The sequence below is a fragment of the Shimia sp. CNT1-13L.2 genome (genome assembly GCF_024331145.1).
Lineage (GTDB): Bacteria > Pseudomonadota > Alphaproteobacteria > Rhodobacterales > Rhodobacteraceae > Shimia.
Map to the genome: position 1 here is coordinate 503370 of NZ_JANDJO010000001.1, position 14074 is coordinate 517443.

The following is a 14074-nucleotide window of genomic DNA, read 5'->3' on the forward strand; positions in this document are numbered from 1 at the left end:
ACAGGAACCAATAAGGGGGCGCGAAGATGCCACGCAAAGCACTTGTCACCGGCGGCAACAGGGGCATCGGCCTTGCCATCGCCAAGGGCCTCAAGGATCAGGGGCTCGACGTTATCATCGGGGCGCGCCAGGCGTCTGATGGCAAGGCAGCGGCGCAGGTGATCGGCGCGAACCATGTTGTTCTCGACGTGTCCGATCCCCAGAGCATCACGGCCGCCCTCGAACAGGTCGGCTCGATCGACGTTCTGGTCAACAACGCTGGTATCCTCAACAGCGGCGGCGTCCTGGACGACCCACAGGATTTTGCCGATTGCATGGCCGTCATGGTGAACGGCCCCTACCACCTCATGCGCCATGTCGTGCCCCAGATGGGTGCGGCGGGCTATGGCCGTATCGTGAACCTGTCTTCGGGCTGGGGCGCGTTCTCGGACGGGGTGGCCGGTCCCGGTGCCTACGGTGTCGCCAAGGCGGCCCTGAACGCCCTCACCGTTGCCGCCAATCATCACCTGCCACGAGGGGTGAAAGTCAACGCCATGTGTCCGGGCTGGGTGCACACCCGCATGGGCGGCAGCGCAGCACCCCGCACCCCCGAAGAGGGCGCAGACACCGCCATCTGGCTTGCCACCCTGCCCGACACCGGGCCAAGCGGCGGTTTCTTCCGGGATCGCCGTGAAATCGCGTGGTAAGGCCTAGCGCCGTGGCCGCTTCTGCGCGACCACCACGCCGGCAATCACGATGGCCGCTCCGGCGGCCTGTTGCCAGTCCCAGGTCGCGCCCAGACCCAGCATCAGAAGCATGACGTAGAACGGCGCAACATTGATGTGGAACGAGGCCACTGCCACACCAAGGCGGCCCACGGTGGCAATCCACATCAGCTGGCTCAATGCCATGCCCGCAATCGCGTAAATGGCCATCAACCCCATCTGCGTGCCATCCACCACCCCTTTGGGCAGCACATCAAACCCGGCCGCGTGCGTAGCCAACAGGGCCACCGCGTTGAACATCAGGCCGCCCGCAAGGGTGATTGTCGTGCGCCCGATCTGTGACAGGGTCGGAAAGGCGGTGACGGTTGCGTGGCTGCCGATGGCGAACAACGTGCAGGACACGACCACCGCCGCGGCACCGATCCCGATATCGCCAAGATCCCCATTCGCCGTCGCCACGATGCCGCCCACAACCGAGGCCGCAAGCCCGACCAGAAACGCCCTGTTGATCTTGCGGGTCCGGGATATCACCTCGATCAGAGCCGCCGAAATGGGCGAGGTCGAGGCGATGATCGCCACCGTCACCGGATCGGTCAAAGCCTGTGCCAGCAGCAACAGATAGGCCCCGGCGCCAAAGGTCAGCCCTCCGATGATCGCCCCCTTGCCCCAGCGCGCCGACACCACCGCACGCGGGCCGTCCATCAGGATCCAGACCGGCACAAGAAGTGTTACGGCAAGGGCGAAACGCGCTGCGATCAACGCCAAAGGTGGCCAGTTCTCCAGCAAAATCTCGGCAGCAGGAAACCCGCAGGCCCATGTAAACATGGACGCCACGCCAAGCGCATTGCCGGAAAACACGCTGCTTGCGCCGGCGGTTTGCACCCGCGCAGAGCCAGGGTTTGTCATGGACATACCCGCACCTCGAACTGTCGAATCAGAAGGCGGTCGAAAATGCGACCGTTGAGTCAAAAAATGCCTTTAATCCCCTGTCACTTCTGTCTCATTTTCGACAGCATGTCGGTTTCAGACCTTGCACCGATCCGCCGCTCCGGCCCAAATACCGCCGAAAAGGACAGCCTCATGCCCCGATTTGCCGCCAACCTGACCCTCCTCTTTACCGAGGTTCCGCTGCTCGACCGGATTGCCGCCGCGCGCGATGCCGGCTTTGACGGTGTTGAAATGCTGTTCCCCTACGCCGCCGCGATAGGCGATCTGAAATCAGCCCTCGACACGGCCAACCTGCCGCTGATCCTGATCAACACCCCGGCCCCCGACTGGGACACCGGCGGTCGCGGCTGCGCGGCCATTCCCGGTGCCGAAGCCCGATTTCGCGAAGGGTTCGAACAGGCCCTTGCTTATGCGCGGGGCCTTGGCACGCCTATCATCCACATCATGTCCGGTCTGGCGTCGGGCCCCGAGGCAAAACAAACCCTGATCGACAACCTGAAATGGGCAACAGGCCGCGTGCCCGAACAACCGCTGACAATCGAACCGATCAACACCCACGATATTCCGGGCTATTTCCTCGACGATTTCGATCTGGCCGCCGACATTCTTGACGCCGTGGCCGCCCCCAATCTCGCCCTGCAATTCGATGCCTACCACGCCCACCGCATCACCGGGGACATGCCCGCCACATGGGCGCGACACGGCCACCGCGCCACGCACATCCAGATCGCGGGCGCCCCCGGACGTCATGAACCCACTGGGGGTGATATCGACTACCCGGCCTTCTTCACCCACTTGGATACAACCGGCTACTCCGGTTTTGTCTCCGCCGAGTACTTCCCCGCCGCAGAGACAACCAAGGGCCTCGCCTGGCTGCACTCAGCCCGCTGACGGCTCGAAAACATTGGTCAGGTAAAAGTCGTCGCTATAGTGGATGGCCATCGAGAAATAGCACCGCTGCCGCAGATGCGTCTTCACCGCCGCCTCAAGATCATCCCGCAACGCCCGTGTAAAGGCGGCATCGCGATGCGGCTTGGTCAACAGCGAGACTTCGACCAACAGATGCGTGTGATGGAACACGGCAGCAGGATAGGCCCGCCCCTTGCACACACCCGCCCCCGCATCATGGGCATTGATGGTGGTCTCGATCGCGCGCAGCACCTCCTGCGCGTCAAAGTCGAGGTCCGACGAATATTTCAGGTCTGCATGTGGCATCAGTGCGCCTCCGCCCAGTTCGCGCCGGTTCCGGCATCCACGATCAACGGCACGTCCAGCTTGACCGCCGGTTCCGCCGCCGCTTCCATCACCGCCTTGGCGGTTGCAATGGTCTCTTCCACCGCGCCTTCGTCGACTTCAAAGACAAGTTCATCGTGCACCTGCAACAACATCTTCGCAGGCAGGTCCGCAATCGCCTCGGGCATCCGGATCATGGCCCGGCGAATGATATCCGCCGCCGTGCCCTGAATGGGCGCGTTGATCGCCGCCCGCTGCGCAAACCCGGCCCGCGGCCCCTTGGCATTGATCTCAGGCATATGGATCTTGCGACCGAACAGCGTCTGCACATGCAGGTTTTCTTTCGCAAAGGCCTTGGTCTCGTCCATGTAGGTCCGAATGCCGGGAAAGCGTTCGAAATAACGGCTGATAAAGTCCTGCGCCTCGCCGCGCGGAATCCGCAGGTTGCGCGCCAGACCAAAGGCCGAAATGCCATAGATCACACCAAAGTTGATCGCCTTCGCCTGCCGCCGGATATCCGACGTCATCTCGTCGAGCGGCACGTTGAACATCTCACTCGCAGTCATCGCGTGAATGTCGTGCCCGTCGCGGAACGCCTGTTTCAGCGCATCAATCCCCGCCATATGGGCAAGAATACGCAATTCGATCTGGCTATAGTCCAGCGCGATAAGAACCTTGCCCTCATCCGCCACAAACGCCTCGCGAATGCGCCGCCCCTCTTCCGTACGGATCGGTATGTTTTGCAGATTCGGATCAGACGAGGCCAACCGCCCGGTGTTGGCGCCGGTCTGCACGTAGGATGTATGCACCCGACCCGTCTCGGGGTTGATATGGTCCTGAAGCGCATCCGTGTAGGTCGACTTCAACTTCTGCAACTGGCGATAGTCCAGAACCCGCGCCGCGAAATCATGGGTCGCGGCCAGTTCCTCAAGCACATCCGCCGGGGTCGACCATTGCCCTGTCTTGGTCTTCTTGCCGCCTTCAAGGCCCATTTCCTCGAACAGGATCGCCCCCACCTGCGCCGGCGACTGCACGTTGAACTCATGGCCTGCCAACTCGTAAAGCTCGGCCTCGTATCCTGCCATCTTCTGGGCAAAGGCATTCGACATCCGGCTCAGCGTGTCGCGATCCACCTTGATGCCATGCATCTCCATCTGCGCCAGCACCGGCGACAGGGGCCGCTCCAGCGTCTCATACACCGTGGTCACCTGCTCCTGGTGCAGCTTCGGCTTGAACATCTGCCACAGGCGCAGGGTCACGTCGGCATCTTCGGCGGCATATTTCACCGCATCCTCAATCGGCACCTTGTCAAAGGTGATCGCGGATTTCCCCGTCCCCAACAGCGTCTTGATCGAGATCGGCTGATGCCCGAGATAGCGTTCCGCCAACTGGTCCATACCGTGCCCGTGCATCCCCGCGTGCAGCGCGTAGCTCAAGAGCATCGTGTCATCAATCGGCGCGACCTGCACCCCATAGCGTTTCAGGATCTTGCAGTCATACTTGGCGTTCTGGAAAATCTTGAGGATGCTTTCATCCTCCAACACAGGCTTCAGAACCTCCAGCACCTCGTCCAGCGGCATCTGCCCCTCGGCCAGCTCGTCACTGCCAAACAGATCGTCACTCGCGCCCTTCACGTGGCCAACAGGGATATAGCAGGCCTCGCCCGGCTCCACCGACAGGCAGACCCCCACCAGGTCTGCCACCATCTCGTCAAGGCCGGTGGTCTCGGTGTCCACCGCCACATACCCCCGCGCCCGCGCCTTCGCGACCCAGGTCTCAAGCGCGGCCCGGTCCTTGACCCACTCATAGGCCTCGGCGTCAAACGGCTTGTCCTCCGGCGCATCCGCCCCGCCCGCAGGCGCAGCCCCCGCAGGGGCTTCGGCAATCACCGGCGCTTCAACCCCGATCTGCTCGGCAATCCGCTTGCTCAGGGTGCGGAATTCCATATCGGCCAGGAAATGCATGAGGACTTCCGGCTCCGGCTCCCTGACCTCAAGGTCTTCCAGCGTGAAATCCAGCTCCATGTCACAATCCAACTGCACCAGCCGTTTCGACATCTCGATCTGGTCGCGCTTCTCGATCAACGTCTGACGGCGCTTGGGCTGTTTGATCTCTTCCGCCCGATCCAGCAACTCTTCCAGCGAGCCATATTCATTGATCAACAGCGCCGCAGTCTTGATCCCGATCCCCGGCGCACCGGGCACGTTATCGACGCTGTCGCCGGCAAGCGCCTGCACATCCACCACGCGCTCCGGTCCGACGCCAAACTTCTCGTGCACGCCGTCGCTGTCGATCCGCTTGTTCTTCATCGCGTCCAGCATCTCGACGCCACCGCCCACAAGCTGCATCAAGTCCTTGTCCGAACTGATGATCGTACACCGCCCCCCGGCTTCACGCGCCTGACAGGCCAGCGTGGCAATGATGTCATCTGCCTCGAAACCTTCGATCTCCTTGCAGGCGATATTGAAGGCCTTGGTCGCCTCGCGGGTCAGCGGGAACTGCGGAACAAGATCCTCCGGCGCGGGCGGGCGATTGGCCTTGTAGAGATCATAAATCTCGTTGCGGAACGACTTGCCGGAATAGTCGAAGATCACCGCCACGTGGGTGGGGGCATCCGGTCCGGTGTTGCCCTCGACATAGCGGTGCAGCATGTTGCAAAACCCCGCAACCGCGCCAATCGGCAGGCCATCCGACTTGCGCGTCAGCGGCGGCAGGGCGTGATAGGCGCGAAAGATGAACGCCGAACCGTCAATCAGATGCAGATGGCACCCTTTGCCAAAACCGGTTTCCATGTCGCGCCTCCTGTAACCTGTTCCTGTCCCGTTCTGCCATGCTCTCCCCCAAGGTGCCAGTCGCAATCTTTTGCATTGCCACCTCCTGCCCGCTTCAATGCACCCAAAATACTCCAGGGGGTCCAAGGGGGGCAGCGCCCCCCTTGCCAAGCTCTCGAAGGGCTGATTTACCATGCCCGCAATTGAGAGGGATCGCAGATGACTCATCTATGGGTACGCGCCGAACAACGGCCAAACGAAGAACGTGTCGGGCTCACCCCCGAAGGCGCGAAACAGCTGATTGCCAAGGGCATCCGCGTCACCGTCGAGGAAAGCTCGGTCCGCGCCATCCCGATTGACGGCTACCGTGATGCGGGCTGCGACATCGCGCCGGAAAACACCTGGCCCGACGCCCCGCGCGACGCGATCATCTTCGGCCTCAAGGAACTGCCCGAAGACGGCACGCCGCTGCCCCACAAGCACATCATGTTCGGCCACGCCTACAAGGGCCAGCATTCCGGCGTTGCCCTGCTCAAGCGTTTCAAGGCCGGGGGCGGCACGCTCTACGATCTCGAATATCTCGTTGATGACACCGGCCGCCGCGTCGCCGCCTTTGGCTACTGGGCGGGCTATGCCGGCGCTGCTGTCACCCTCAAATCCTGGGCCGCGCAACAACGCGGCACGCTCTGCGGGCCGGTGGGTGTCTATGCCAACAAGGACACGCTTCTCGACGATCTCGGCAGCGAACTCGACGCACTGGATACAGACCTGCCGACCGCCATCGTGATCGGGGCATTGGGCCGCGTCGGCACCGGTGCCGCCGACCTTCTTGAAACCATGGGTGTTGCCGTGACCAAATGGGACATGGCCGAAACCGCCAGCGGCGGCCCGTTCCCCGAGATCCTGCAGCACGACATCTTCATGAACTGCATTTTCGCACGTCCCGGCACGCCGGTGTTCGTCCCGCAAGATGCCAAATCCGCCGAGCGCCAGCTCACCGCGATCGGCGATGTCGCCTGCGATCCCGACAGCGATTACAACCCGGTGCCGGTCTACGACAAGGCCACCACCTGGGAGGCCCCGGCCCTGCGCGTCCACGAGGCACCGGTTCTCGATGTCATGGCCATCGACAACCTACCCTCGATGCTGCCGGTCGAATCCTCGGAAGACTACGCCGAACAGCTGCTCGCCACCCTGCTCAAGGTTGACGATCTGTCCGACGGCGTCTGGACCCGCGCCGAGGCGGATTTCCAAACCCACAGCAAGGATCTCTGAGACATGCGCCCCGAGATCATCGGCTACCTCGCCGCAACCCTTGGCACGATCTGCTGGATCCCCCAAGCGTGGAAGGCCTGGTCCACTCGTGACACCTCGGGGCTGTCGCTGCCGTCGAACCTGATGTTCCTGATCACCGTGTCCTTGTGGCTGGTCTACGGGCTGATGGTCGTCGATTGGCCCATCATCGTGGCCAACATCTTTGCCGTGACCGCCGTTCTCACCATCGTTGCGGCCAAGCTAAAGTACAAATAATCCCACAAATCGGCGCGACACCCCTGTGACCGTCGTGCCGTTTTTCATGGAACCTATTGAAGTCGTCCGCGTTTCACGCTCAAGCTGCGTTCCAGTTCAAAGATCGAAACGCTTTAGGGAGCGAGACTCATGACCATTCACTGGTGTGGCACCGGCCTGTCGGCCATCCCCGGCCTGCGCCGCCTGATCGAGGCAGGCCAGGACGTGACCGTCTGGAACCGGACCGTCGACAAGGCCCAAGAGGCGGTTGGCGATCTGACCGACAAGATCAAGGCCTTCGACATCGACGTGCTTGGCGGCGAACTGGCCGCAGACGACGTGGTTGTCTCCATGCTGCCGGGCGACTGGCACGTGCCGCTGGCCGAACTCTGCATCGCCAAGGGCGCGAACTTCGTCTCGTCTTCCTACATCGCCCCCGAGATGAAGGCGCTGGACGAGAAAGCCCGCGCCGCCGGTGTCGCCTGCGTGAACGAGGTCGGCCTTGACCCGGGCATCGACCACCTGATGGCCCACGCCCTTGTCGCCGACTACAAGGCCTCTTCCGCCTATGACGTCAGCAACGCGATTTCGTTCATTTCCTACTGCGGCGGCATCCCGAAACACCCCAACCCGTTCCGGTACAAATTCAGCTGGTCGCCGCTCGGCGTGCTCAAGGCCCTGCGCTCGCCCTCCCGCTCGATCCGCGATTTCGCCCCGCTCGACGTGGCCCGCCCGTGGGATGCGATCTCGTCCTACATCGCCCCGCTGCCGGCACCGGAAAGCTTCGAAGTCTACCCCAACCGCGATTCCATCCCCTTCATGGAAGACTACAACTTCGACGCGGACTGGAACGTCAAAGAATTCGTCCGCGGCACCCTGCGCCTGAACGGCTGGGCCGAAGCCTGGGACGAGGTCTTCAAGGAAATCGAAACCCTCTCCGGCCCCGAAGGCGACGCCCGCCTCAAGGAAATGTCCGATCAGTTCTGGAACGAGAACGCCTATGACGACGGCGAACCGGATCGCGTCGTGCTCTGCGTTGGCCTCAAGGCCGAAAACGACGGCAAAGAGGTCTGGAACAAGACCTACGTCATGGACGCCTGGGGCGACGAACGCGGCACCGCCATGGCCCGCCTCGTGTCGATCCCGGTATCGCTGGCCGTCGAATCCGTCCTGAACCGAGAAATCGCTGCCGGCGTGCATGCCGCCCCCAGCGATCCCAAGCTGTTCACCCGCTGGCTCAAGGAAATCGACACCCTCGCCCAGCACCTGCAGATCGTCGATCACACCGCCTGATCGCCAAAGAGTGCCCCACCAAAGGGGCACTCCCCTCCCAAAAACCTCAAGCCGCTGCCGCCCCCATGGCAGCGGCTTTTTTCAACCACTTGCCGATCACCCGCTGTTCGGGATGGCTGGTGCCACTGAACTGCGTGATCTTCAGCGGACGAATGCCCACAAAGCCAAGGATCTGACCCCGAAGCTGCACCATCAGCGCATTGCGATACAACAGGCGGAACACCCAGTTCGGCGTATCCGACAGCATCAGAACCCGCCCCGTGCGCCCGCTCAGCATCGGCCCCGGCAACCCCAGCTTGGTCGGGTTGCGCGTATCAAACGTCCGCCCCGGCAGGAACGCCCGATCCACGAGCCCCTTGAGCTTGGCCGGCAACCCGCCCCACCAGACCGGCGTCGCCAGCACCACGTGCTCTGACCATTCGATGTCCTGCAACACCTTCTCCAACCCCGGCTCCAGCGGCTTCTGGTTCACGTAGCCGCCGAACCCATAGTCCGGGTCAAAGTCGAGGTCGTGCAGACGCGTCATCCGCACCTCGTGGCCGGCATCCCGCGCCGCCTTTGCATAGCTCTCGGCAAGGCTTCCCGTCAGCGAGGTTTCCGCAGGGTGTCCGTCCAGAACAAAAATCCGTTTCACAGTCATGAGGCTCTCCATGATTCCATTAAATTGACCATGGTCACTTTTATTGCCCTCAAAATTGACCGCGGTCAATATTAAATTTGACCACGGTCACAAATCATGCGATGACACCCCATGGCCAGAGCAATCCAACAACGCACCCTCAAGACCCGCGCCAAACTTCTGGACGCGGCCACCGCCGTCGTTTCCGAAAGCGGCTACGAAGCTTTGCGCGTGGAAGAAGTTGTCCTGCGCGCCGGTGTCGCCAAGGGCACCTTCTTTGCGCATTTCAAGGACAAGGATGCCCTGATGGATCAACTGATCGGGGCCGAGATCGACCGTCACCTCGACCAGATCGAATCCCTTTCCGCGCCAAAATCCATTTCCGAGATGGTCGACGCGCTGATGCCGCTTGCGGATTTCATGAGCTGCGAACGCTATGTCTTCGACGTGATCATCCGCTACTCCGGCGCCGCCGCCAACGAAGAAATCGGCCCGATTGCCATGACCTTCGGCCGCCATGCCGAGGTCGTGACCAAGTGGCTCTCCAACACACCCTTCCGGCAGGACATCTCACCTGAACTTCAGGCCGAAGGCGTGCAGGCCTTTGCCATTCAGGCGATTTCCCTGATGTTCTGTTCCCTGCACAATGCGGTCACGGTGCGCGACCGGCTGGAAACCTACCTCGACGCTTGGCTGCTGCCATCCGCGGCGGGCAAGGCAACGTAAAAGCCCGCGTCACTTCCTGACACGGGCCTGAAATCATTCATATTTTCCGGCGCATCACGCCGAAGGTCCCTCATCCGCGACGGACAAGTTCATCCTCTTCGTCGGAAAGGTTGATGCCAAGGGCATCCATCCCGTTCTCAAGGTGGTCCGACAGGTGTGGCGATCCCAGAAGATAGTCGGCAGTCGGGGCCGTCGCCTCCGCCTTCGCGGTTTCGATCGCCTCTTCCAACTCGTCCGCCATAAAGCTGTCACGGCCGATCCACATCACGGCGACAAGGCTCGCCTGCTCATCTTCATTCAAGCGTTCGATGAAGCCCCTGAGCTCGCCCTCGGCGCGGTTAAGCTCGCGGGACATCAGCACCACCTGCGCAACCTTCCACGGCGAAATTTCAAGCATAGTCTTAGGCCTCCATTAGTTCTGTGCCCCTATTGCACAGATAAATATGCCCCCCGTCCTTGATCTTTCGCAAATCAATTCGTGGTTCGCATCTTTAATCTTGCCATGCCGCAAGGGGGACAACAGCTGCACTTTGGGCTGCGTCAGCGTGCAAACATCACGCGTCCGGCTTGGCCAGCGGCACAACCTTGGTCTCTTCGGGGGCCAGTTCCTCAAAGTCGAAATTGTCCAGACGACGCGCCCGACGGCCCGCCTTGTCGGCGCTGATCTTGATCTCGGAAATGTCCTTGGCCGCCTGCCCGAAGTGCCGGTCAAGGTTCTCGACCCGCGTCCCAAGCCGTTCCACATCCGAATAAAGCAAGCCAAGCTCGCGACGGATCGCACCGGCCTGTTCCCGCATCCGCGCGTCTTTCAGAATCGCCCGCATGGTGTTCAACGTCGCCATGCAGGTGGTCGGCGACACGATCCAGACCCGCGCCGCAAACCCTTCCTGCACCAGCTCCGGAAACTTGGCGTGCAACTCGGCATAGATCGCTTCCGACGGCAGGAACATCAGCGCACCATCCGCCGTAACCCCTTCAAGGATGTATTTTTCCGAAATGTCCTTCACGTGCTTACGCACCGACGTGCGGAACATCTGGATACCGGCCTTGAGCTCTGCCTCGGTCTCGGCCCCTACCATCACCTCATAGGCTTCCAGCGGAAACTTCGAGTCGATCACGATGGGCCCCGGCGGGTTCGGCAGGTGGATCAGACAGTCGGCCCGCTTACCATTCGGCAGCGTATGTTGCAGCGAATAGCTGTCTTTCGGCAGAGCCTTGGACACGATGTCGTTCAACTGGATTTCCCCAAAGGCCCCGCGCGTCTGTTTGTTCGACAGGATATCCTGCAACGACAGCACATCGCCCGACAGCTTGGTAATATTTTCCTGCGCCTTGTCGATGGTCGACAGCCGCTCCTGCAACGCCGTCAGCGAGGTCGCGGTGCGCTTGGCGTTGCCCATCAGGCTTTCGTTCATCTTGGCCTGCATATCGTTCAGCGCGCGGTTCGTCTTCAACTGAAGATCCGCCATGTTCTCCTGCAACCGCATCTGGCTCTGGCCCAGCGTCTCCGACAGCTTGAGCTGCTGCGCCGCCAGCGTGTCCGCCATGTTTTGCTGCATATGCGCAAGGTTCTCGCCCGTGCTGCGCTGTGCCTTGGCAAGGTTCTCATGCAGGTTCAACTGCACCTCGCCCAGCCGCTGTTCCATCAGGTTGGTGATCTGCGATTGCGCCTGCGCCTGTGATTGCGCCACCGTGCTCAGGCTGCCGCCCAGCTGCTCCTGCCCAAGCGCAAGCTGATCCACCCGCTGCCCCATGCCCGACAGCTGGTTCAGCACCCCTTGAGTGGCCGCCGCCGACTGCCGCGCCCGGCGCAACATCGCCCACAGCATCAGCAGGATAAGCGCCACGCCCACACCGGCACCGATCAACAGGTATTCCTGCGTCTGGGGATCCGCAAAATCAATCATGTCCGCCCGAACAGCCTTTCAATATCGCTCAGTTTCAATTCCACGTAGGTCGGCCGCCCGTGGTTGCATTGCCCGGAATGCGGCGTCGCTTCCATCTCGCGCAGCAGGGCATTCATCTCGTCCGCCCGCATCCGCCGCCCCGACCGTATCGACCCGTGACAGGCCACACGGCTGAGGATCGCCTCGATCCGCGCCTGCACAAGAAAGCTCTCGCCCTGGTCATCCAGCTCGTCGAGGATATCCAGCACCATCGCCCGCGCATTCACCTCACCAAGGATCGCCGGCGTCTCGCGCACCGCAACAGCCCCGCCACCAAAGGCCTCGATGGTCAGACCCAGCTTGGACAGCTCCTCCGCCACCGCCAGCAAGCGCGCGCAATCGCCATCCGAAAGCTCAACGATCTCGGGGATCAGCAACGCCTGCGCGGCGACACCGTTTTCGGCCATCTGGGTCTTGAGCCGCTCATAGACCAGCCGCTCGTGCGCCGCGTGCTGATCGACAATCACCATGCCCGTCTCGGTCTGGGCGATGATATAATTCTCGTGCACCTGCGCTCGCGCAGCCCCAAGCGGCAGAGCCTCGGTCGGGGCCTCCTGCGCCTCGGGCGCGGCCACATCAACCACCGGCTCAACCCGCGCGCTATAGCTTTCCGACAGATCAGCAAACCCCGGCTCAACCACCGGTGCCGGCGCCTGCATTCCATACGCTACCGTACGGGCGCCCAGCGAAGGCCGATCCATCTGGTAAACCCGCGCCGGACCGCCCATAGGCTCTGGCCGCATCGCGCCAAGCGTCGCGCCCGCCACCGTCGTCGAGGCCCGATGCCCCGCCTCGGCAAGCGCATGGCGCAAACCACTCACGATCAGGCCCCGCGCCGTCCCCGGATCGCGGAACCGCACTTCGGATTTCGCCGGATGCACGTTTACGTCCACAAGATGCGGGTCGCATTCGATGAACAGCGCCGCCGCCGGATGCCGGTCGCGGCTCAGGAAATCGAAATAGGCCGCCCGCAGCGCCCCCACCAACAACTTGTCCTTCACCGGCCGCCCGTTCACGAACAGGTACTGCGCCACGTTCGACCCGCGCGAATAGGTTGGCAACGCCGCATACCCGGTCAGGTGCAGCCCCTCGCGGCTGGCATCAATGCGCAAGGCGTTCTCGGCGAACTCGGCACCGATGATCCGCGCCAGCCGCCCGTGCAGCGCATCGAACAGGTCGCCGCTTTCGGCTTCGGCCCGAAAGGTGATCCTCCCTTCGCCCCCGCCCGACACATCGCGCAGCACGAACCCCACGAAAGGTTCGGCCATCGCCAGCCGCTTCACCACATCGGTGATCGCCTGTGCCTCGGCCCGATCAGAGCGCATGAATTTCAACCGCGCCGGCGTGGCAAAGAACAGGTCGCGCAACTCGACGATGGTGCCGTTCGAAAGGGCCGCGGGTTTCGCCGCCGCCATCTTGCCGCCATCCACCGTGATCACCGCGGCGTCCGCTCCCGGCACCCGCGATGTAATCGACAACCGGCCCACCGCCCCCAAGGACGGCAGCGCCTCGCCCCGAAACCCGAAGGTGTGAATATCCAGCAGGTCCGACCCGTCAATTTTCGAGGTCGCATGGCGTGACAGGGCCAGCGGCAAATCCTCTTCGGCAATCCCGCACCCATCATCCGTCACACGGATCAGGGTCTTGCCACCATCGGCATAGGCCACCTCGATCCGCCGCGCACCGGCATCCAGCGCATTCTCGACAAGTTCCTTCACCGCCGAGGCCGGACACTCCACCACTTCACCGGCGGCAATCCGGTTGATCTCGGCATCGTCAAGTTGCCGGATAACCGGCCGATTTTGGCTTATTTTGGGGTCAGGCTGGGACATACCGCAAAACCTAGCATAGTCGCGCTTGATTCTGCCACAGGCAATGGCGGCGGAAATTGTAACCGCTGCGCCGCTCATCCCACGTTGGAAAGGGTGTTGTCAAACGCTGTTTCGGCCCTGCTCAGTCGCCGCTGTCCGAACCGCTCTCACTGCCGATCACCATCGCAAGCGAGGTCGCGACAACCGCGTCGGGGTCAACCGATTGCAATGGTTTGCGGCGTGCCAGTACGATCAGGGCAATGCCCGCAAACCCCAGCAATCCACCCACGAAAAGCCCCGCGAAAATCGCCTCTGCATCGCCAGTGCGATACCCCAACGACGCCTGTCCGGCAAAGAACCCAAGACCGGCCCCACAGAGGCCGATGGCGATCAGATAGATGATCAGTTTGCGCAGCCACATGGCGCGTCTCCCGATACGAAACACCCGCCTCAAGGCTGCGCCTTTTTTGCATTTCTGTCAAATTCGGCCCGAAATCAGGCCTGAAATCAAACC

Annotated in this window: 14 protein-coding genes; 6 read left to right on the top strand and 8 right to left on the bottom strand. The window is 62.2% G+C overall.

Going from position 1 to position 14074, the window contains the following annotated elements:
- The first annotated feature begins 26 nt into the window (after nt 1–26).
- On the top strand, nt 27–686 hold the full coding sequence (locus NNA36_RS02520; protein ID WP_255103912.1) for an SDR family NAD(P)-dependent oxidoreductase: 660 nt from the start codon (nt 27–29) through the stop codon (nt 684–686).
- A gap of 3 nt (nt 687–689) precedes the next feature.
- Here the strand turns inward: NNA36_RS02520 and NNA36_RS02525 are convergent, their stop codons facing one another.
- Nucleotides 690–1616, bottom strand: a complete 927-nt coding sequence (locus tag NNA36_RS02525) for a DMT family transporter (protein WP_255103914.1) — start codon at nt 1614–1616, stop codon at nt 690–692.
- A 168-nt stretch (nt 1617–1784) separates the two neighbouring features.
- Between NNA36_RS02525 and NNA36_RS02530 the strand changes: the two genes are divergently transcribed.
- Complete coding sequence (locus tag NNA36_RS02530) at nt 1785–2543, top strand: hydroxypyruvate isomerase family protein (protein ID WP_255103916.1); 759 nt, start codon at nt 1785–1787, stop codon at nt 2541–2543.
- Here the strand turns inward: NNA36_RS02530 and NNA36_RS02535 are convergent.
- Both NNA36_RS02535 and polA read right to left on the bottom strand, forming a co-directional pair.
- On the bottom strand, nt 2532–2867 hold the full coding sequence (locus NNA36_RS02535) for a hypothetical protein (RefSeq protein WP_255103918.1): 336 nt from the start codon (nt 2865–2867) through the stop codon (nt 2532–2534). The two genes, NNA36_RS02530 and NNA36_RS02535, sit on opposite strands and share 12 nt — an antisense overlap.
- On the bottom strand, nt 2867–5677 hold the full coding sequence (gene polA / locus NNA36_RS02540; protein WP_255103920.1) for a DNA polymerase I: 2811 nt from the start codon (nt 5675–5677) through the stop codon (nt 2867–2869). The genes NNA36_RS02535 and polA overlap by 1 nt, the downstream gene beginning before the upstream one ends.
- 198 nt (nt 5678–5875) lie before the next feature.
- Here polA and NNA36_RS02545 point away from each other — a divergent pair, with 198 nt between their 5' ends.
- The 3 genes from NNA36_RS02545 to NNA36_RS02555 all read left to right on the top strand — a co-directional run bounded on the left by NNA36_RS02545 (nt 5876) and on the right by NNA36_RS02555 (nt 8458).
- Complete coding sequence (locus NNA36_RS02545; RefSeq protein WP_255103922.1) at nt 5876–6931, top strand: saccharopine dehydrogenase; 1056 nt, start codon at nt 5876–5878, stop codon at nt 6929–6931.
- Between the two features lie 3 nt (nt 6932–6934).
- On the top strand, nt 6935–7186 hold the full coding sequence (locus tag NNA36_RS02550; protein ID WP_255103924.1) for a SemiSWEET family sugar transporter: 252 nt from the start codon (nt 6935–6937) through the stop codon (nt 7184–7186).
- 129 nt (nt 7187–7315) lie between these two features.
- Entirely contained in the window at nt 7316–8458 is a 1143-nt protein-coding gene (locus NNA36_RS02555) for a saccharopine dehydrogenase family protein (protein ID WP_255103926.1), read from the top strand.
- 46 nt (nt 8459–8504) lie between these two features.
- Here NNA36_RS02555 and NNA36_RS02560 read toward each other — a convergent pair whose 3' ends face one another.
- On the bottom strand, nt 8505–9098 hold the full coding sequence (locus NNA36_RS02560) for an NAD(P)H-dependent oxidoreductase (RefSeq protein ID WP_255103927.1): 594 nt from the start codon (nt 9096–9098) through the stop codon (nt 8505–8507).
- A gap of 111 nt (nt 9099–9209) precedes the next feature.
- On the opposite strand from NNA36_RS02560, the gene NNA36_RS02565 reads away from it, so the two are divergent.
- Complete coding sequence (locus tag NNA36_RS02565) at nt 9210–9803, top strand: TetR/AcrR family transcriptional regulator (protein WP_255103929.1); 594 nt, start codon at nt 9210–9212, stop codon at nt 9801–9803.
- 70 nt (nt 9804–9873) lie between these two features.
- Here the strand turns inward: NNA36_RS02565 and NNA36_RS02570 are convergent, their stop codons facing one another.
- The 4 genes from NNA36_RS02570 to NNA36_RS02585 form a co-directional block, all read right to left on the bottom strand.
- Nucleotides 9874–10200: a DUF3775 domain-containing protein gene (locus NNA36_RS02570; RefSeq protein ID WP_255103931.1), complete on the bottom strand. Its 327-nt coding sequence runs from the start codon at nt 10198–10200 to the stop codon at nt 9874–9876.
- A gap of 157 nt (nt 10201–10357) precedes the next feature.
- Nucleotides 10358–11710 (bottom strand): DNA recombination protein RmuC, encoded by a 1353-nt coding sequence (locus tag NNA36_RS02575; RefSeq protein WP_255103933.1) that lies wholly within the window; start codon nt 11708–11710, stop codon nt 10358–10360.
- On the bottom strand, nt 11707–13581 hold the full coding sequence (gene mutL / locus NNA36_RS02580; protein ID WP_255103935.1) for a DNA mismatch repair endonuclease MutL: 1875 nt from the start codon (nt 13579–13581) through the stop codon (nt 11707–11709). The genes NNA36_RS02575 and mutL overlap by 4 nt, the downstream gene beginning before the upstream one ends.
- Before the next feature lie 121 nt (nt 13582–13702).
- Entirely contained in the window at nt 13703–13981 is a 279-nt protein-coding gene (locus NNA36_RS02585; protein ID WP_255103937.1) for a hypothetical protein, read from the bottom strand.
- Nucleotides 13982–14074 lie beyond the last annotated feature (93 nt).